Here is a 20,387-nt window from a genome sequence, read left to right as displayed (position 1 = left end):
GCCAAACCATTCACGGTTTAACAATGATATTTTCCTGCGATGGATCAACATGTTGCATCTGCAGTTTTTCAGTGGCGATCCGCTCAACACGACTATGATCACCCAGTGCATTCTCTTCCAAAATCAGATTGCGCCACTCAATATCCAGCGCATCTTTCTCCAGCACCAGTTGTTCACGCTCAGCTGTCAGTAAACGGGTACGGTGCGCGGTAGTGACCACAAACATGGCTGAAACCATTACTGCAACTAATAAAATCAGCGGGATCTTGGCATTACGCAGTAAATCACCGCCAATTACACCTGCCAGGCTGTGACGCTCATTGCCAATCACGCCGGCAACCTCTCAGCAACTCGCAGCACCGAGCTACGCGCTCGAGGGTTTTCCGCCACTTCCATTTCAGAGGGCATCATTTTGCCCAACGTTTTCAGCGTGCGCCCGCCCATCTCACGTAACTGCGCTTCAGTCAGCGGGATACCTGCTGGCACTTGCGCACCACGACTGTGATGACGCATAAAACGTTTGATGATGCGGTCTTCCAAAGAATGAAAACTGATGACGGATAAACGACCTTGTGGTGCCAGCACCGCCAGCGCCCCATTCAGCGCCCGTTCAATCTCTTCCAACTCACTGTTGATGTAGATACGGATGGCCTGGAAACTACGTGTGGCTGGGTGTTTATGCTTTTCACGAATCGGGCTGGCATTAGCGATCAGATCGGCCAATTGTTTGGTACGCGTCATCGGTTCTTGGCGATTTCTCTCCACAATGGCGCGAGCAATACGCTTGGCAAAACGCTCTTCACCAAAGGTTTTCAACACCCAGGCGATATCATCAGCCTCGGCCCTCATTAACCACTCAGCAGCAGATTGACCGCTGGAAGGGTCCATGCGCATATCCAACGGGCCATCACGCATAAAGGAGAACCCGCGCTCGGCATCATCTAATTGTGGCGAAGAAACCCCCAAGTCGAGCAGCACACCATCAATTTTGCCCACCAGATCCCGTGTTTGCACATAACTCAATAAATCGGAAAACGGGCCATGTATGATAGTAAAACGTTTATCTTCAATAAGTTGGGCCGCTGCAATCGCCTGTGGATCGCGATCAATCGCCAACAGTTGCCCCTCCGGCCCCAATTGGGACAGAATCAGACGGGAATGACCACCGCGGCCAAAAGTACCGTCGATGTATATGCCGTTACTGCGAATGTTGAGACCATTCACGGCCTCATCCAACAGTACGGTTCTATGTTCATAACTTGCTAACATGCTTATAGTGACAAGTCCTGTAGCCGCTCAGACAATGGTTCCTGAGCGAACTGTTCAGCGTCGATATCATCCTTGACTTGTTGATACCAGGTCTGTTCATCCCACAGTTCAAACTTGTTGAACTGCCCAACCAGCATCACTTCTTTGGTGAGCCCGGCATGTTGGCGCAGCGTACTGGCTAACAACAACCGACCGGCATTATCCATCTGACACTCACTGGCATGCCCCAACAGTAAGCGCTGGACGCGACGCTCTGCGGGATTCATGCTCGAAAGACGGGACAATTTTTGCTCAATAATTTCCCACTGGGATAGTGGATAAAGCAGCAGACAGGGCTGATGGAGGTCGATGGTGCAAACCATTTGACCTTGCGACTCCTCATTCAGTAAATCCCGATAACGGGTTGGTACGGCAAGCCGACCTTTACTGTCGAGGTTAACCATCGTTGCCCCACGGAACATACCCGATCTACCCCCCTACGACCCTTTTCACCACTTTACACCACAATTTCCCACATAAGTGAGTTTACGGAGGGTATGAAAACCTTGTCAAGCCAGAGCAGTAGCGGTTTGGCAATATTTCTATCTTCATTCTGGGGGCTGGTTCACGGAAGGAACATTATTTGTTGAAGGTACGTAAATTAACACCATGATTAAATAGAGAAATTTTAAAATCGCAAAAAAACGACGAAAAAAAATACAACCTAGTCATTAAATAACTCATGACCTTCTTCTGTAATCCTGGTCTCATTTTCACCCTAACAGGATCAATCTTTCCCCTTCCAGTCATCTATCCCCTGGTTAATTACACGGTTCTACTTGTTACAATCATCAGGTTTAACAATTTGTTAGGAACTTGCTTCGTCGCGAAGCCGCATAAACTTGCAACCCGCTAAATGAGATAAATCCCAGTGAAAAACAATTAATTACAATTAAGGGCAAATAATCTTACTTATTTTTTGGAAATCAGCCCATTTGCCCTATCAACTCCTGAGCAAATTCTCGCTGCTGTCTTACAAGAATCTGCCAAGTCGCCTCCCTCTGCTTAGGTGACGACGGAACTATGCTACTCCGATTGATTTACTTACGGCTCAGGCTACCACGCCGGAACAAATTACGACGGATACTCGTCATACCTGGCTTGGGTTTACGGGGCTCATCAAGACTAGCCAACACCAGTTCCAGTACCCGCTCAGCCACCTCGCGATGCCGCTGAGCAACAGCAAGCACGGGGCACTCCAAGAAATCCAGCAATTCATGATCGCCAAAGGTGGCAATAGCCAACTCTGTCGGCAAGCGCCCGTACTGTTTCAAGGTCACATCCATGACCCCCTGCAACAAAGAGAACGAGGTGGTAAACAACGCCTGTGGCATCGGATGCGTTTTCAACCACTCTGCAAACAGTGCCCCAGAGGCTTCGCGTTCATAACTGTTGGCATAGAGATAGTCCACCTGGCGTTCATCATCCTGCCAAGCTTGGCGAAAACCTTGCTCACGCAGGAAACTGACCGAAAGCTCAGGTAACGCCCCAAGATAAAGCACTGATTTAGCGGGGAAAGAACGCAACTCTTGCGCCAAGGCAAAAGCATCTTCCTGATCAGCCCCCACCACGCTGATAAAATGTTCTCTGTCCAAGGCGCGATCCAACGCGATAATCGGAAAAGGATCATTAGCCCAGCGTTGATAAAAAGGGTGCTCCGGCGGTAATGCCGTAGAAACGATAACCGCATCCACCTGACGTTGCAGCAGATGCTCAATACAACGCATCTCATTATCGGGTTGATCTTCTGAACAGGCGATCAACAATTGATAACCACGTTGACGCGCCTGCCGTTCGAGATAATTAGCAATACGGGTATAACTGGTATTTTCAAGGTCGGGTATCACCAAACCGATTGAACGGGTTCTACCCGCGCGCAACCCAGCCGCAACCGCATTGGGGTGATAATTATGCTCCCTGACCACAGCCATCACTTTCTCGACGGTTTTATCGCTGACGCGATACTGCTTCGCCTTGCCATTGATGACATAACTGGCCGTAGTGCGCGAAACACCGGCGAGCCGCGCGATTTCATCCAGTTTCACGTTAACCCCTTTAATAGCGCTGCAAATAGAACTGAAAATTGTGGAATTGTCTTTCCCTATGACTTCCTGATTGCAATCTACAAACGGTGATTTGTAACAGGCAGGATAAATAATCCCCTAAATTACAGTGGTTATTCAAACCACACTTTGCGATCTAACAGCAGAAAACTCCCGCTCGCAACTGCTTTTGCAGCAAGGCACCAACAAACAGGGAAAAAACCAATAAAAACAGGGGATGGCAAGCCACCCCCTGAAATAGAATTTGCCCAGTCTCACTCAAAGCGACAATCTCTTAGGCTGCGCCGACAATGCCACGTGAGCACCGCTGGTGGCCAACGAGGTAACTCAGCCTAACTGCAACTTGAATCAATCTGGGATTTGTTGAGCCGTGTTAGCGCATTATCTTGTCACCACGGGAGACACCAACAATCCCCGAGCGCGCCACTTCAACAATTTCCGCTACATCACGCACAGCGTTGAGAAATGCATCCAGCTTTTCGCTCGTACCGGCCAGTTGTACCGTGTAAAGCGCCGCAGTCACATCAACGATCTGACCACGGAAGATATCAGTGCTACGTTTAACCTCTTCCCGTCCATAACCGTTGGCTTGCAGTTTCACCAGCATGATTTCACGTTCAACATGAGACCCAGGAAGAAGTTCAGTAACACGCAGCACATCCACCAGTTTGTGTAGTTGCTTCTCGATCTGTTCCAGGACTTTTTCATCCCCAACCGTCTGGATCGTCATACGTGACAATGTCGGATCATCGGTAGGTGCAACCGTCAAACTTTCGATATTATAGCCACGTTGGGAGAACAGCCCGACCACTCGGGACAAGGCACCAGATTCGTTTTCCAGTAATACAGATAAGATACGGCGCTTCATCAGGTTCTCTCCGTTTTGCTTAACCACATGTCATCCATGCTTCCGCCGCGAATCTGCATTGGATAAACATGTTCCGTTTCATCGACGGTGATATCGACAAACACCAGACGCTGTTTCTCAGCTAATGCCTGTGCCAACTTGCTTTCCAGTTCATCCGGCGTTTGGATGGCAATACCGACATGACCGTAAGCCTCCGCCAGCTTGACAAAATCAGGCAGTGAATCCATGTAAGATTGTGAATGGCGTCCAGAATAGATCATGTCCTGCCACTGCTTGACCATACCGAGATAACGGTTATTCAAGTTAACCACCACCACCGGCAAATTGTATTGCAACGCGGTGGAAAGCTCTTGAATGTTCATCTGAATACTGCCGTCGCCAGTCACACACACTACCGTTTCGTCGGGTAGCGCCAGTTTCACGCCGAGTGCTGCTGGTAGGCCAAAGCCCATGGTTCCCAGGCCACCGGAATTAATCCAACGGCGAGGTTTATCGAACTGATAATAGAGCGCGGCAAACATCTGATGTTGCCCCACATCTGAAGTCACATAGGCTTCACCTTTGGTCAGGCGGTATAGCGTTTCAATCACTGCTTGAGGTTTGATGGTGCCACTGTTTTTGTCATAACTCAGGCAATCTTGCGCTCGCCACTGCTCAATGGTTTTCCACCAGTCACACAGCGCATCAACGTCTTGCCCTTTACCATCTTGCGGCAACAGATCCAACATTTGTGTCAGTACCTGCTTGGCATCCCCGACGATCGGAATATCGGCATCTACGGTCTTTGAAATGGAAGTCGGATCTATATCAATATGTAACACGGTGGCATTCGGACAATAGGTGGCCAGATTGTTGGTAGTTCGATCATCAAAACGCACCCCGACGGCGAAAATCACGTCTGAATGGTGCATGGCATTATTTGCTTCATAGGTGCCGTGCATGCCCAGCATACCCACGCTTTGACGGTGTGACCCCGGGAATGCCCCTAATCCCATCAAGGTACAGGTCACCGGTAAGTTCAGTGTTTCTGCCAGTTGCAGCAGTTCGTCATGACAGGCTGAATTAATCGCCCCGCCACCCACGTACATAATCGGTTTTTTAGCCGCCAGAATAGTCTGTAATGCCCGCTTTATCTGCCCTCGGTGACCCTGTACCGTCGGGTTATAAGAACGCATGCTGATATCTTGCGGGTAGGAATAAGGCATTTTAACGGCGGGAGAGACAACATCCTTGGGTAGGTCGACAACCACTGGCCCTGGACGCCCGGTAGCCGCCAGATAGAACGCTTTTTTCAATACCGTAGGAATATCTTCGGCACGCTTGACCAGGAAACTGTGTTTCACTATCGGGCGGGAGATCCCCACCATGTCGCACTCCTGAAAAGCATCATAACCAATCAGTGAAGTGGGAACCTGGCCGGAAAGGACCACCAGCGGAATGGAGTCCATATAAGCGGTGGCAATCCCGGTAATCGCGTTGGTGGCACCGGGGCCAGAGGTGACCAGCACCACCCCTACTTTGCCCGTTGCGCGCGCATAGCCGTCAGCCATGTGCACCGCCCCCTGCTCATGCCGCACCAGAATATGGTCAATCCCACCAACCGTATGCAAGGCGTCATAGATATCGAGCACCGTCCCGCCCGGATAGCCGAATATATGCTGAACGCCCTGATCAATTAATGATCGGACTACCATCTCAGCTCCTGACAACATTTCCATGGGTTTGCCTCCAGGCTTACAGAGCTTATCTGACGCTAAAACATAGCGCCCGTTACAGGGAATTACCCCAAAATATTATATATCCCCGTCACCATTCAAGCGGCTAGGGTTGTCGGCCGCAATCTGCATAAGCCTGAATACTTAATTAACACAATAAACCGGATTGACCAAGCACAGACCTCATCCATTGGTGGCCCTTATCACGCTCGGCAGACTCATGCCAAGAAAGATAACAGGTCACACTGTTTTTTTCCCAAGGTAATGCCAGCAATTTTAAGTTCAGCTCTTTGGCATGTTGCTCAGCAAACCAACGTGGGGTAATGGCTACCATTTCGGTCATTGCCACGATATTCAGTACACTAAACAGATCGGTACATTGCTGGGTAATGCTTCTTTGTAAAGCAGTATCAAGATAGTAGGGTTTACTGAAAGAGCAAAAGCGATCCATAGAGATGACTGCATGCTGCTCAGCGAGCATTTCCTCTTGCGTCACACTGCCCGCCAAGCGCGAGTGTGATTTAGCCGCTACCAGAGTGAGCTCATCGTCAAATAACGCGATACTTTTCAGTTCCGCATGCCCAAAATGGGTATAAGCGATCACAAACTCCGTTTCCTGATAACGTAATTGATGTTCGATATTATGGTTCAGATAAGACTGAGTCTGCAGTTGCACGCCCGGAGCCATTTCTTTGATACTATTAATTATTTTTGCAGTTAATCGAATATCCAATGGGCTGCAGATTGAGAGTTTGAAATGACGCTGACTGCTCAAAGCATCAAACCCAGCGCCAGGCAATTCATTCTGCACCAGTTGCAACGCCTGGCGAACTGGGCCGAAGAGTTGATATGCACGTCTGGTGGGTTTTATGCCACGACCAAAGCGTACAAAGAGCTCATCATTGAACATCACCTTCAGGCGTGCCACTGCGTTACTCACCGCTGGTTGTGACATCCCTAATGAATTTGCCGCCCGTGTAATATTTTGCATTTGCATGACTGCATCAAAAACCGTCAGTAAATTAAGATCAACACCGCGCAAATTAATATCACTGGTCTTTTTTAATAAAATATCTTCTGAATTATTTTCGGACATTTCTAACCCCACTAAGTCCCATGCAGGTAATTATCAACATCTGACAGGAATAATATACTCAAGGTAACACCTAATCATTCCAACGCCATATGCTTGTTATACTTCAATTTGCCTGTACATTAGCGACATTCAAATCTACCACCGGTAAATTCATCACCCTAGGCACTCAGCTATCATGCTCCTGGACTTATAAACCCTCACCCTGATGCTCTCCATAGGTTAGCGCCAGCGCGGTTAAAATCGGCACTTGCTCGATCTTAACGACACTTAACGCCTTCCTATTAGTTCGAATTATTTAGTCTATATAGATATAAATAACTGATATAAAAAGCCAACTGATTGATGCTATGAATATAATTACTTTCGAAATTATACACATCGATCAGACTTACTCGATTTTTTGCTAACAGGAATTTAAACTCTGCCGCATTGATAATCAATCAAATAGCACAACATTCGTGTCATTTATGCTAAAAAAATCGCAATTTTAATTTTATTCCCATACCAAAATTGATGTAAATAGCAAACTGGAGACAAAAAATTAATAAATCACTCCGCCCCCTTGTTCAACCATCTCCTGCTGAAATAGTGTAAAACACGCTTTTTCCTAGCTTAAAAAAACGCCAATTCAAAAGCATCAGCGAGATGAGTGAAGCCCATACTCCACTTTTTACCCGCTTTTTTTCAATCATAAGTTGACATCGTACAGTCAATAAAGTATCAAATTAGGCAACGAAATATTTTTGAGAAGCTGACCGCTATGATCCGTTTTCATCGTCTACTAAGCCTACTACTAAACGCATTTTCTTTGCGCGGTATGCTGGTGGACGAGGTTCAAAGCTAACTCAGTCCAACCACTGTAGAAACCCGCGCTAATGCGCGGGTTTTTTTTTACCCGCTTAGCGTGAAAAAACACGACAAGGAACCAGCAGATGAGCCAACAAGTCATTATTTTCGATACCACATTGCGTGATGGAGAACAGGCACTGCAAGCCAGCCTGAGCGTTAAGGAAAAGATCCAGATCGCCATGGCGCTTGAGCGAATGGGGGTTGATGTGATGGAGGTCGGTTTTCCGGTCTCCTCACCAGGGGATTTTGAATCAGTACAAACCATCGCCCGTCAGATTAAAAATAGCCGGGTTTGCGGCTTGGCTCGTTGTGTCGATAAAGATATTGATGTCGCCGCTGAAGCATTACGCGTTGCCGAGGCATTTCGTATTCATGTGTTCCTGGCCACGTCTACCCTTCATATTGAATCAAAATTAAAACGTTCTTTCGATGAAGTGCTGGATATGGCCATTCGTTCGGTCAAACGAGCGCGCAACTATACCGATGATGTTGAATTCTCTTGTGAAGATGCGGGCCGAACCCCCATTGACAATTTGTGTCGCGTGGTAGAAGCCGCCATCAACGCCGGGGCGACGACTATCAACATTCCCGATACGGTCGGTTACACAACCCCCAATCAGTTTGGTGGCATTATCACTACCTTGTATGATCGCGTACCCAATATTGATAAGGCTATTATTTCTGTCCATTGTCACGATGACCTGGGCATGGCAGTAGGCAACTCTATTGCTGCAGTGCAGGCAGGGGCCCGTCAGGTTGAAGGGACCTTGAACGGCATTGGCGAGCGCGCCGGCAACTGTTCATTGGAAGAAGTGATCATGGCGATCAAAGTGCGCTCTGACCTCATGAAGGTGCACACCAACATCAACCACCAGGAAATTTACCGTACCAGCCAGTTAGTCAGTCAGTTATGTAATATGCCGATCCCGGCTAACAAGGCGATTGTGGGTGCCAACGCTTTTGCACACTCTTCCGGCATTCACCAAGATGGTGTCCTGAAGAACCGTGAAAATTACGAAATCATGACACCGCAAACCATCGGTCTGAAAGATGTGCAGTTAAATTTGACTTCACGTTCAGGCCGGGCGGCGGTAAAACACCGTATGGAAGAGATGGGCTATAAGGAGCAAGATTACGATCTGGACGATCTGTACAGCGCATTTTTGCAATTGGCCGACAAAAAAGGCCAGGTGTTTGATTACGATCTGGAAGCCTTGGCCTTCATCAATAAACAACAGGAAGAGCCAGAGCATTTCCGTCTGGAATATTTCAGTGTGCAGTCTGGCAGCAGCATAATGGCTACCGCATCTGTCAAAATGATGTGCGGCGATGAAGAGATAGCAGAAGCCGCGACGGGTAACGGCCCAGTGGATGCCGTCTACCAAGCGATTCACCGCATTACGGAATACCCGATTGAACTGGTAAAATATCAGCTCACCGCTAAGGGGCAGGGGCGAGATGCATTGGGGCAGGTTGATATCGTGGTCTCTTATCAAGGTCGCCGCTTCCATGGCGTCGGCTTGGCGACAGACATTGTGGAGTCCTCAGCCAAAGCAATGATGCACGCATTAAATAGTATCTGGCGCTCACAGCAGGTCGAAAAAGAGAAACAGCGTCTGCTGCAAACTAAACAGTAAAATAATCAGGAAACCATGTGAACATGACAAAGACTTACCATATTGCCGTTTTGCCCGGAGATGGCATCGGCCCAGAAGTAATGGTTCAGGCACATAAGGTGCTGGACGCAGTTCGCGAACGTTTTGGCATCCGCATTACCACTGACGAATATGATGTTGGTGGCGCGGCTATCGATCACCATGGCACTCCCCTGCCCGCGGCGACCTTGAGCGGCTGTGAGCAAGCTGATGCCATTCTGTTCGGTTCCGTCGGTGGCCCCAAGTGGGAACATCTACCACCCGCAGAGCAACCTGAACGGGGTGCGCTGCTACCACTGCGTAAACACTTTAAACTGTTCAGTAACCTGCGCCCTGCGCGGCTGTACCAAGGTTTGGAGGAGTTCTGCCCGCTCCGTGCCGATATTTCTGCACGTGGCTTCGATATTCTGTGCGTTCGTGAACTGACCGGGGGTATCTACTTTGGCCAGCCGAAAGGACGTGAAGGGCAAGGGATGCACGAGCGTGCGTTTGATACCGAGGTGTATCACCGCTTTGAGATAGAGCGTATCGCCCATATCGCCTTTGAAGCTGCCCGTAAGCGCCGCAGTAAAGTGACGTCCATTGATAAAGCCAACGTACTGCAAAGTTCGATTCTGTGGCGTGAAGTGGTCACCCAAGTGGCAAAGGACTATCCCGATGTCTCGCTGTCGCATATGTATATCGACAACGCCACCATGCAGTTAGTGAAAGATCCTTCGCAGTTTGATGTGTTGCTCTGTTCCAACCTGTTCGGCGATATCCTGTCGGATGAGTGCGCCATGATCACCGGTTCAATGGGCATGTTGCCTTCTGCCAGCCTCAACGAGCAAGGTTTTGGCCTATTTGAACCCGCTGGGGGGTCTGCTCCTGACATCGCAGGTAAAAATATTGCCAACCCAATAGCACAAATTCTGTCTGCAGCCCTGTTGCTGCGTTACAGCCTGGGTGCAGATGAAGCGGCAGATGCGATTGAGCGCGCGATCAATCAGGCATTGGAACAGGGTTACCGTACCGCCGATTTGGCTGGTGCAGGTAAAGCAGTAGGGACAAATGAAATGGGCGATATCATTGCTCGTTTAGTGGCTCAAGGGGCATAAATCATGGCCAAAACCTTATATCAAAAATTATACGACGCTCATGTCGTCCATGAAGCGCCAAACGAAACCCCGTTGCTCTATATCGACCGCCATCTGGTGCATGAAGTCACCTCTCCACAGGCATTCGATGGCCTGCGCGCCATGGGGCGTAAAGTGCGTCAGCCAGGCAAAACTTTTGCCACCATGGATCATAACGTTTCAACCCAGACCAAAGATATCAATGCCAGTGGTGAAATGGCGCGTATTCAGATGCAAGAGTTGATTAAGAACTGCGCAGAATTCGGTATTTCACTGTATGACCTGAACCACCCTTTCCAAGGGATCGTGCATGTGATCGGCCCTGAGCAGGGGATGACGCTGCCAGGGATGACCATCGTCTGTGGCGACTCCCATACGGCAACCCACGGAGCCTTTGGTGCATTAGCCTTTGGTATCGGCACCTCTGAAGTGGAACACGTACTGGCTTCTCAGACCTTGAAACAGGGGCGAGCCAAGGCGATGAAAATTGAAGTAACTGGCGACGCCGCGCCAGGCATTACGGCCAAAGATATTGTCCTGGCGGTCATCGGCAAAATTGGCAGTGCGGGTGGCACAGGCCATGTTGTCGAGTTCTGTGGTAAAGCCATCGAAGGCTTAAGCATGGAAGGCCGTATGACGCTGTGTAATATGGCAATAGAAATGGGGGCCAAGGCAGGTTTGGTTGCACCAGACGACACCACGTTCGATTACCTCAAAGGGCGTCAATTCTCCCCAACAGGTGAAAACTGGGAGCAGGCAGTGGCCTATTGGCGCGCGCTGAAATCTGATGCGGATGCCAAGTTTGATACCGTGGTGACCTTGCGTGCAGAAGAGATCGCCCCCCAAGTCACTTGGGGAACTAACCCAGGCCAGGTCATTGCCATCGATCAGGTGATCCCTGCCCCTGAGTCATTCAGTGACCCGGTTGAACGTGCTTCTGCCGAGAAAGCACTGGCTTATATGGATCTGAAAGCCGGCATAAAATTGACCGAGGTGCCAATCGACAAAGTATTCATCGGCTCCTGTACCAATTCACGTATTGAAGATCTGCGTGCCGCTGCCGCTATTGCCAAAGGGCGCAAAGTCGCCGCTGGTGTGCAAGCCATTGTGGTACCCGGCTCTGGCCCAGTAAAAGCGCAGGCCGAAAAAGAAGGTCTGGACAAGATCTTTATCGAAGCCGGTTTTGAATGGCGTTTGCCTGGTTGTTCTATGTGCCTGGCGATGAACAATGACCGCCTGAATTCAGGTGAACGTTGTGCCTCTACCAGCAACCGTAACTTCGAAGGGCGTCAGGGCCGTGGTGGACGTACCCATCTGGTCAGCCCGGCAATGGCGGCTGCCGCTGCTGTTAGCGGCCATTTTGCCGATATTCGTGAATTGCACTAAGGAGCACCATCATGGCTAAATTTACTCAACATACTGGCTTGGTGGTCCCTCTGGATGCAGCCAATGTCGATACCGATGCCATTATCCCGAAACAGTTTCTGCAAAAAGTCACGCGTACTGGCTTTGGTCAACACCTGTTCAACGACTGGCGCTTTCTGGATGATGCCGGTCAGCAACCCAACCCGGAGTTTGTCCTGAACCAACCCCGCTATAAGGGAGCCAGCATCCTGTTAGCGCGTGAAAACTTCGGTTGTGGCTCATCCCGCGAACATGCGCCATGGGCTTTGGCCGATTACGGTTTCAAAGTAGTGATCGCGCCGAGTTTCGCGGATATTTTTTACGGTAATGCCTTCAACAGCCAACTGTTACCCGTCAGGTTGAGTGAGCAAGATGTCGACACCTTATTCAAACTGGTGGCCGAGCAAGAGGGTTGCGAGTTTGTCGTCGATCTGGAAAACCAGACAGTGACAGCAGGAGGTAAAAGTTACCCGTTTGAGATCGACAGCTTCCGTCGTCATTGTATGATTAACGGCTTGGACAGTATCGGATTAACGTTACAGCACGAAGCGGATATCGCGCGCTTTGAAGCTCAGCGCCCAGCATTTCTGAACTGAGTACGACTAGACTCAAGTTCAATGAAGTTGCAGGTAGGCGGCGACACAGCGAATCCCCAGGAGCTTGGCCTACCAAGTGACTGGGGTGAGTGAGGAAAGCCAACACCGCTGCAGCTTTATTGACGACGGGTATAGATCACCCGCCTTAATGGCGGGTGAACATTAACCTGCTTACCAGTAACCCAACCACTTCCACCAAAAACCGCCGATCACTATCCAGATCAGCAAGTTAACGACGCTCATCACAAAGCCCGTTTTCCACCATTCCCCCAGAGTGGTATAACCAGACCCAAAGATAATCGGTGCGGTGCCTGTCCCGTAGTGGGTTAATGACATCATCAGTGAAGAAGAGAAAGCCAAGATCAACCCCAGCAGTGCTGGCGGAGCACCAAGGGCAATACCTGCGGCAAAGAAAGCGGCAAACATGGCGGTAACGTGGGCGGTGGTACTGGCAAAAAAGTAATGTGAATAGAGATAAACCAGCGTGAGTAAAATGGTTCCACCAATCCAACTCATCCCCAGATGCCCAATGCCCGCCCCCACCGTTTGTGAAAGCCAAGCGATTAACCCGAGTTTACCGAGATAAGTCGCCATCATCACCAACGCAGCAAACCAGACCACGGTATCCCAGGCCCCTTTGTTTTTGAGCACATCGTCCCAACTCAGCACCCCGGTTATCAGCAAGATAGATAAGCCAACGGCTGCTGTCGTTGTGGGGTTAACTGCCCAAGTTGCGCCAAAAATCATGGCGGGGACACCGGCCCATAGCAGCAACAATAAGAGAAATACACCCAAGGTGATCTTTTCTGATAACGTTATCGCCCCTAGTTCCCGCAGTTTATCCTGCGCAAAACCAGGTGCATCAGGGGTTTTTGTAATTTCCGGCGGATACAGCATATAAATCACTAACGGCATCACCACCAGCGAACAGATAGCGGGTAACAAGGCGGCTACCGCCCACATGGTCCAAGTAAGCTCGAATTGCGAACCTGCTCCTTTGGCGATTAAATTAACAATCAATGGGTTAGGTGCTGTGGCGGTAATAAACATCGCTGAGGTGATCGGGTTAGCATTGTAGTTCACCAACGCCAGATAACGACCAATCTTGCCAGACGTCTGTAATTCTGGCTTAGAGCCAAAACTATCGGCAATGGACCTCATGATAGGGTGGATAATCCCACCACCACGCGCCGTATTACTTGGTGTTACTGGTGCAATAACGGTTTCTGCCAAGGTGATGGCATAAGCTATCCCCAGCGTTTTTTTGCCAAACAGAGAAATAAAGTAATAGCCGATACGTGCCCCTAAGCCAGTCTTACTGAGGCTCAGAGAGATCAACATCGAGAAGCCAATTAACCAGATAAGTTGATTGGAAAAACCACTCAGCGCATCATCCAATGCCGCCCCGGGTTTATCGGGGTTAGTCACCCCAGTCAGCGCCACCAACGCAATAGCAATGATGGAAACCGCACCAATGGGCATCGCCTTACCAATGATGGCAATGATGGTACCAATAAATAACGCCAACAGATGCCAAGCATTAGGAGTAACCCCTTCAGGTACCGGGATCACAAACCAGATAAGTAGAGCGACAATAACGGCGAAGAGGGAAGGTACAATCTTTAGGGGAGTCAGTTTATCCATAACATATCCATTTTTTATCCCCGCCGTGCTTCAAACTGCTGGAGTATTAACTACCGGCAACTTAAATGAGCTGGAATATAGGTTGATTAACATCTTGTCAACAAGATGGTAAATTGCGTATAACTCGGGCGCTAAATCACTCTTATTCTAGGGCGTTAAGCGACTCTTTCTCAATAAAATACATGAAGTAACAGTGGCGTGACACATCCCCCGTCACACTTCCTGTACTTTTCATCCCCCCTATTTTCTCCCATACCCTAGCCAGCTCAACAATATTTATGCCGCGTGTCATCTTTGGCGTTGCAAAAATCAGAGGATTACATTCTAAAACGGAAGAAAAAGAGAATACGGCTTGAATGGCGGCGGCTGGGGGACAATAAAAAAACCAGTGAGTCTCCCCACTGGCTGGTGAAAAACACCATTACTCAGAAACTGTTACCGTCCGCGACTCTCTTTATCATTCAGTGATGGGATATCCCACTGCAACAAGTGGGCGAGGATATTCAAGCGCGCCTCCATCGGCACCGCCTTCAGCCAATTGGCTTTCTGTTGTTCGATATTAGCGAAATAGCCCTGATAAAATTGTTTGGCTAAAAAAAGGTTCATCAATCTCCCTCCGCTGTTTCAACTAACCACATTATCAGCGTAATATAGGGAAAGATAAATTGACGAATTGCACCCAGAGAGTTCCTCTTTTATGTCCACTTCGCGCTTGCAACAACAGTTTATTCGCCTATGGCAACACTGCCACGGGCAATCTATTGAAACCACACTGCAAGAACTGGCACAAGTACTCTGCTGTTCACGCCGCCATGTCCGTTCACTACTCAGTACCATGCAACAACAAGGCTGGCTGAGCTGGCAAGCCGAATCCGGGCGCGGTAAACGCTCACGCTTAAATTTTCATTACACCGGTCTGGCCTTACAGCAACAACGAGCTGAAGAGTTATTGGAACAGGATCGCATCGATCAACTGGTTCAACTGGTGGGCGATAAAAATGTGGTGCGCCAGATGCTGCTCTCTCAGTTAGGACGCAGCTTCCGCCAAGGTAAGCATATCTTGCGGGTCCTCTACTATCGCCAACTTGACAATCTGCTGCCCGGTTCAGCGCTACGCCGCTCGGAAACCCATCTGGCCCGGCAGATTTTCAATGGGTTAACTCGCATAAATGAGGAAAATGGGGAACTCGAACCGGACCTCTCACATCATTGGCAAACCATCAACCCGTTACATTGGCGTTTTTATCTGCGCCCGGCGATTCATTTTCATCATGGCCGCGAGCTGGAAATGGAGGATGTCACCTATTCACTAAGCCGTCTTATTTCTCTGCCCCTGTTTTCACATATTGACCGGGTGGTTTCCCCTACCCCTTATGTTATTGATGTCCATCTCCATACCCCTGACTATTGGTTGCCCTGGCTGCTGGGAAGTGTACACGCCATGATCCTGCCCCGGGAATGGCAAAGCCTGCCAGACTTTTCCCGCCACCCGGTGGGTACCGGGCCTTACCGGGTGGTGCGCAATCATCACGGCCAGATGAAAATTCATGCTTTTGATGACTATTTCGGTTATCGCGCCCTCATCGATGAAGTTAATATCTGGCTATTACCGGAAGTGGCAGAAGAACTGATCCATCCCGGTGTACAGCTACAGGGGGATGATAGCGGTAAAAATGAACTGGAAAACCGGCTAGAAGAAGGCTGCTACTTTCTACTGTTTGATCAGCGCTCCCCTCTGGCTTCAGATGCCGAAATCCGCCATTGGCTCTGTGCGTTGTTCAACCCTATTGCACTGCTTAACCATGCAAGTTCAATCTATCAACGGTACTGGGCACCGGCCTATGGTATGTTGCCACGCTGGTTGCATAACCGCACCTTCGAGCCCCCTCAAAAACCAGCAAACCTGACCACACTGACACTGACCTTCTACGGTGAACACTCCGAGTTTCATGCCATCCAGCAAGCCATTAGGTCGCTGCTGGCAGAACACCACATCACCCTCAAGGTACAAACCATCAGCTACGACGCCTGGCATCAAGGCGAGGCAGAAAGTGATCTGTGGCTGGGCAGTGCCAACTTTACGCTACCACTGGAGTTTTCCCTGTTTGCTACGCTGTATGAATTACCGTTGATTCAGCATTGCCTGAATGAAGATATGGCACAAAATGCCCTATTATGGCGAGATAACCGCCTATCAATTGCAGAATTCAGCCAGCGGCTAGTGAGCAGCCATCAGTTGCACCCTTTGTTTCATCACTGGTTACAACTGCATGGTCAATGCAGCATGCGCGGAGTGCGAATGAATACGCTGGGCTGGTTTGACTTTAAATCTGCCTGGTTTGCACCACCCGAAGTTTGACCGCCCCCCTAAGGAACTGTTCTTTTACGGCACATGGGATAATCGGCTTTCACCCGCATCCATTAGCCTTTACAATAGCGCCGTCTCAACGGGGTGCGGAAAATCCCCATCGTTGCCTGAAACGCAACGGGCTGTTGCTCAATACGATGCAACACCTGCACAGCCAGTTTTTCCGCTGAGAGTACACCCGTCGAACCTGATCCGGTCAATACCGGCGGAGGGATTTGAGTACTGCGTTGTTGATCTGCTATCAATTTCCAGTGGCTACCAACAGGTAAGCACCTGAATTAGCCAAGATGCTGACTAAGCTATTGGGTAATTTGAAATAAGCTAGTGAACCCGCCCTCAGATACCTTTGCCCCTTATTTTTCAGGAGTGCAAAGTGGTCAAGAAATACCTACCTTGTTTATTACTGTTATTAACCATGCCAGCCTTGGCGAAGCCAACACTGACGGTCTACACCTATGATTCTTTCGCTGCCGACTGGGGCCCTGGCCCAGCAGTAAAAAAAGCGTTTGAAGCAGATTGTGATTGTGAGTTGAAATTCGTCGCGCTGGAAGATGGCGTTTCATTACTTAATCGCCTGAAAATGGAAGGTAGCAACAGCGCCGCCGATGTGGTTCTGGGGTTAGATAACAATCTTCTACAAGCCGCCCAGCAAACCGGTCTGTTCACCGCCAGCCAGGTGGACATCAGCAAGTTCAATATCCCAGACGGTTGGCACGACCAGACTTTCGTGCCTTATGACTATGGCTATTTTGCTTTCGTCTATGACAAAAACAAACTGAAAAACCCACCGAAAAGCTTAAAAGAACTGGTGAGTAGCGATCAGCCCTGGAAGATCATCTATCAGGATCCTCGCACCAGTACCCCGGGGCTTGGACTGCTGCTATGGATGCAGAAAGTCTATGGAGACGATGCACCACAAGCCTGGCAACAACTGGCAAAGAAAACCGTCACCGTCACCAAAGGCTGGAGCGAAGCCTATGGCCTGTTCCTGAAAGGGGAAAGTGATATGGTGCTCAGTTATACCACCTCCCCAGCCTATCACCTGATCGAAGAGAAAAAAGACCACTATGCCGCAGCAAACTTTAGTGAAGGTCACTATCTGCAAGTGGAGGTAGCGGGCCGGCTGAAAGCCAGTAAGCAGCCTGAATTGGCAGAACGTTTTATGCAATTTATGGTTTCACCGGCATTCCAAAACACCATCGCAACGGGTAACTGGATGTATCCAGTCACCAATACGCCACTCCCGGCGGATTTCGAACAGATAATGGTGCCGAAAACCGCTTTGCAATTCAGTTCAGAAGAAGTAGCACAGCAACGTGGTAACTGGGTTCAGGCATGGCAAACCGCCGTCAGCCACTGATCGCCGCCTGGTTATGGCCTGGGCTGCTCGCCGCAGGCCTGATCCTGCTTATTGCGTTAGCCGCCATGGGTTCTCTATGGCGGCACGCCCCTGGAAGCAGCGGGCCTAACCTGTGGCAAGACCGTTATTTGTGGCATGTGGTGCGTTTCACCTTTTGGCAGGCGCTGCTATCGGCCCTGTTTTCTGTTTTCCCCGCCATCTGGCTTGCCCGGGCACTGTATCGTCGGCGCTTCCCAGGCCGTAATTTGCTGCTACGTCTATGCGCCATGACCCTGGTGTTACCGGTGTTGGTGGCGGTGTTCGGCATACTGAGCGTGTATGGTCGGCAAGGTTGGGTGGCGGCCCTATGCGCCTGGCTAGGGGTGGATTACCATTTTTCACCTTATGGACTGCAAGGTATTTTGCTGGCCCATGTGTTCTTTAACCTGCCACTGGCGACCCGTTTATTACTCCAGGCGTTGGAGAACATTCCGAGTGAACAACGTCAGCTAGCCGCTCAACTGGGCATGAACGGCTGGCAGCAGTTCCGTTTTGTCGAGTGGCCAGCACTGCGCCGCCAACTTTTCCCCAGTGCTGCTTTAGTGTTTATGCTCTGTTTTGCCAGTTTTGCCACCGTGCTGTCATTAGGTGGTGGGCCACAAGCCACCACCATCGAGTTGGCGATTTATCAGGCATTAAGTTACGACTATGATCTTAACCGAGCGGCCCTACTGGCATTAATCCAACTGGGGTTCTGCCTGGGATTGGTCATACTCTGCCAGCACTTCAGCCAGGCATTACCTGTTGGCCATACCCGAGCACAAAGCTGGTTCAACCCAGAAGATAGTCTTTGGCAACGCATCAGCGATACCCTGTTAATTAGCGCGGCCCTGTTGCTGCTGTTACCTCCACTGCTGGCGATTATTATCGATGGTGCCAACCAGGCGCTGCTTGAAGTGTTGCAACAACCCATCTTATGGCAGGCACTGTTCACTTCATTGCGTATTGCCATCGGCGCTGGCTTGTTATGCCTGGTGCTCACCATGATGTTGCTATGGAGCAGCCGTGAACTCAAATTACGGCACCAAGCGGCCTGGAGCCAGACACTGGAACTCAGTGGTATGGTGATCCTGGCAATGCCCGGGATCGTCTTGGCTACCGGCTTCTTCCTATTATTAAGCGATACTATCGGCTTACCCCACTCCCCTTATGGGTTGGTGATACTGACCAATGCGTTAATGGCGGTGCCTTATGCGCTGAAAGTGCTGGAAAACCCGATGCGTGACCTGGCAGAACGTTACAATCCGCTCTGTTTGTCACTCGATATCCATGGCTGGCAACGGCTACGCTGGATTGAGCTGAAAGCCCTGAAGCGCCCCCTAACGCAAGCGCTGGCTTTTTCCTGTGTATTGTCAATTGGTGATTTCGGGGTGGTCGCCTTATTCGGTAACGAACAATTCCGTACTTTGCCGTTTTACCTTTATCAGCAGATTGGTGCCTATCGGAATAATGATGGTGCGGTCACTGCGCTGTTGTTACTGTTGTTGTGCTTCCTGCTATTTACCTTGATTGAACGCTTACCAGGCCGCCATGCTGACACTTGAAAAACTGACTTATCTGTATCAACACCTGCCGATGCGTTTTGACCTGCGCATACAACCTGGAGAGCGGGTCGCCGTGCTGGGCCCCAGTGGGGCGGGCAAAAGTACCCTGCTTAATCTGATTGCCGGTTTTCTTCCTGCGGCCAGTGGCAAGCTGCTGCTCAATGGTCACGACCATACCACTAGCGCCCCGGCTAAACGCCCGGTATCAATGCTGTTTCAAGAAAACAATCTGTTTGCTCACCTGACGGTGATGCAAAATATCGGTTTGGGGCTGGATCCGGGGTTACGGTTAAATAAGGCGCAAAAACAGCAGTTGGCGCAGATCGCTCAACAGGTGGGGATAGAGGAGCTACTGCAACGCCTGCCATCGCAACTTTCCGGCGGACAACGGCAGCGTACTGCGCTGGCTCGCTGCCTGGTGCGCCAACAACCGATTCTGTTGCTTGATGAGCCGTTTTCTGCCCTTGACCCGGCGCTACGTAGTGAAATGCTGCAATTACTACAAGACGTCTGTCAGCAACGCCAGCTCACGCTATTGATGGTGTCGCACAATATTGAAGATGCCATGCGCATCGCCCCACGTACCTTGCTGGTGGTGGATGGGCATATTTATTATGACGGCTCAACTCAGGCGCTGGTGGAAGGGCATGCCCCAGAGGCCAGGATATTAGGCATCACCACCAAGTCGTGATCCAAGTCGCGTTTTTTCTCCTGCGTTGATAAATCTGTTGTGCGAACAATTCACTTATGGTTTTATGAAATC

General features: G+C 49.9%; 17 protein-coding genes and 1 riboswitch. Of the genes, 8 read left to right on the top strand and 9 right to left on the bottom strand.

Annotated features, from left to right (window positions below; translation table 11 throughout):
• Positions 1 to 10: 10 nt before the first annotated feature.
• The 7 genes from ftsL to leuO form a co-directional block, all read right to left on the bottom strand.
• Complete coding sequence (gene ftsL, locus AC2A06_RS02375; protein ID WP_023488953.1) at positions 11 to 331, bottom strand: cell division protein FtsL; 321 nt, start codon at positions 329 to 331, stop codon at positions 11 to 13.
• The gene (rsmH, locus tag AC2A06_RS02370; protein WP_484379237.1) at positions 328 to 1,269 is read right to left on the bottom strand and encodes a 16S rRNA (cytosine(1402)-N(4))-methyltransferase RsmH; all 942 of its coding nucleotides are present in this window, start codon (positions 1,267 to 1,269) and stop codon (positions 328 to 330) included. Before rsmH ends, ftsL begins: the two co-directional genes overlap by 4 nt.
• A gap of 2 nt (positions 1,270 to 1,271) precedes the next feature.
• The gene (gene mraZ, locus AC2A06_RS02365; protein WP_116726857.1) at positions 1,272 to 1,730 is read right to left on the bottom strand and encodes a division/cell wall cluster transcriptional repressor MraZ; all 459 of its coding nucleotides are present in this window, start codon (positions 1,728 to 1,730) and stop codon (positions 1,272 to 1,274) included.
• A 618-nt stretch (positions 1,731 to 2,348) separates the two neighbouring features.
• Positions 2,349 to 3,353 (bottom strand): catabolite repressor/activator, encoded by a 1,005-nt coding sequence (gene cra, locus AC2A06_RS02360; RefSeq protein ID WP_484379236.1) that lies wholly within the window; start codon positions 3,351 to 3,353, stop codon positions 2,349 to 2,351.
• 391 nt (positions 3,354 to 3,744) lie between these two features.
• A complete protein-coding gene (gene ilvN / locus AC2A06_RS02355; protein ID WP_023492111.1) occupies positions 3,745 to 4,239 on the bottom strand; it encodes an acetolactate synthase small subunit in 495 nt (164 codons plus the stop codon).
• Entirely contained in the window at positions 4,239 to 5,957 is a 1,719-nt protein-coding gene (gene ilvI, locus AC2A06_RS02350) for an acetolactate synthase 3 large subunit (RefSeq protein ID WP_484379235.1), read from the bottom strand. The genes ilvN and ilvI overlap by 1 nt, the downstream gene beginning before the upstream one ends.
• A 145-nt stretch (positions 5,958 to 6,102) precedes the next feature.
• Positions 6,103 to 7,050: a transcriptional regulator LeuO gene (leuO, locus tag AC2A06_RS02345; RefSeq protein ID WP_484379234.1), complete on the bottom strand. Its 948-nt coding sequence runs from the start codon at positions 7,048 to 7,050 to the stop codon at positions 6,103 to 6,105.
• A gap of 932 nt (positions 7,051 to 7,982) precedes the next feature.
• Here leuO and leuA point away from each other — a divergent pair.
• The 4 genes from leuA to leuD are packed head-to-tail and all read left to right on the top strand — an operon-like array spanning position 7,983 to position 12,669.
• Positions 7,983 to 9,536, top strand: a complete 1,554-nt coding sequence (leuA, locus tag AC2A06_RS02340; RefSeq protein ID WP_023491723.1) for a 2-isopropylmalate synthase — start codon at positions 7,983 to 7,985, stop codon at positions 9,534 to 9,536.
• A gap of 23 nt (positions 9,537 to 9,559) precedes the next feature.
• The gene (gene leuB, locus AC2A06_RS02335) at positions 9,560 to 10,651 is read left to right on the top strand and encodes a 3-isopropylmalate dehydrogenase (RefSeq protein WP_023491724.1); all 1,092 of its coding nucleotides are present in this window, start codon (positions 9,560 to 9,562) and stop codon (positions 10,649 to 10,651) included.
• A gap of 3 nt (positions 10,652 to 10,654) precedes the next feature.
• Positions 10,655 to 12,055, top strand: a complete 1,401-nt coding sequence (gene leuC / locus AC2A06_RS02330; protein ID WP_484379233.1) for a 3-isopropylmalate dehydratase large subunit — start codon at positions 10,655 to 10,657, stop codon at positions 12,053 to 12,055.
• Positions 12,056 to 12,066: 11 nt separating this feature from the next.
• Complete coding sequence (leuD, locus tag AC2A06_RS02325) at positions 12,067 to 12,669, top strand: 3-isopropylmalate dehydratase small subunit (RefSeq protein WP_023491727.1); 603 nt, start codon at positions 12,067 to 12,069, stop codon at positions 12,667 to 12,669.
• A gap of 171 nt (positions 12,670 to 12,840) precedes the next feature.
• Here the strand turns inward: leuD and AC2A06_RS02320 are convergent, their stop codons facing one another.
• Positions 12,841 to 14,313, bottom strand: coding sequence for a DASS family sodium-coupled anion symporter (locus AC2A06_RS02320; RefSeq protein ID WP_484379232.1), 1,473 nt, complete (start codon positions 14,311 to 14,313; stop codon positions 12,841 to 12,843).
• A 435-nt stretch (positions 14,314 to 14,748) separates the two neighbouring features.
• Positions 14,749 to 14,919 carry a glucose uptake inhibitor SgrT gene (sgrT, locus tag AC2A06_RS02315; RefSeq protein ID WP_484379231.1) on the bottom strand — a complete coding sequence of 57 codons (171 nt, stop codon included), beginning with the start codon at positions 14,917 to 14,919 and terminating at the stop codon, positions 14,749 to 14,751.
• 91 nt (positions 14,920 to 15,010) lie between these two features.
• Here sgrT and sgrR point away from each other — a divergent pair, with 91 nt between their 5' ends.
• The 4 genes from sgrR (at position 15,011) to thiQ (ending at position 20,315) form a co-directional block, all read left to right on the top strand.
• Positions 15,011 to 16,672, top strand: coding sequence for an HTH-type transcriptional regulator SgrR (gene sgrR, locus AC2A06_RS02310; protein ID WP_484379230.1), 1,662 nt, complete (start codon positions 15,011 to 15,013; stop codon positions 16,670 to 16,672).
• Positions 16,673 to 16,751: 79 nt separating this feature from the next.
• Positions 16,752 to 16,913: riboswitch (TPP riboswitch) on the top strand.
• A gap of 141 nt (positions 16,914 to 17,054) precedes the next feature.
• Positions 17,055 to 18,041, top strand: a complete 987-nt coding sequence (gene thiB / locus AC2A06_RS02305) for a thiamine ABC transporter substrate binding subunit (RefSeq protein WP_484379229.1) — start codon at positions 17,055 to 17,057, stop codon at positions 18,039 to 18,041.
• Positions 18,017 to 19,624, top strand: coding sequence for a thiamine/thiamine pyrophosphate ABC transporter permease ThiP (gene thiP, locus AC2A06_RS02300; RefSeq protein WP_484379228.1), 1,608 nt, complete (start codon positions 18,017 to 18,019; stop codon positions 19,622 to 19,624). Before thiB ends, thiP begins: the two co-directional genes overlap by 25 nt.
• Complete coding sequence (gene thiQ / locus AC2A06_RS02295) at positions 19,611 to 20,315, top strand: thiamine ABC transporter ATP-binding protein ThiQ (protein WP_484379227.1); 705 nt, start codon at positions 19,611 to 19,613, stop codon at positions 20,313 to 20,315. Before thiP ends, thiQ begins: the two co-directional genes overlap by 14 nt.
• The last annotated feature ends 72 nt before the right edge of the window (positions 20,316 to 20,387 follow it).

Source organism: Serratia sp. HNCC26DJ244, assembly GCF_057180565.1.
This window is presented reverse-complemented; position numbering and strand designations above follow the sequence as displayed.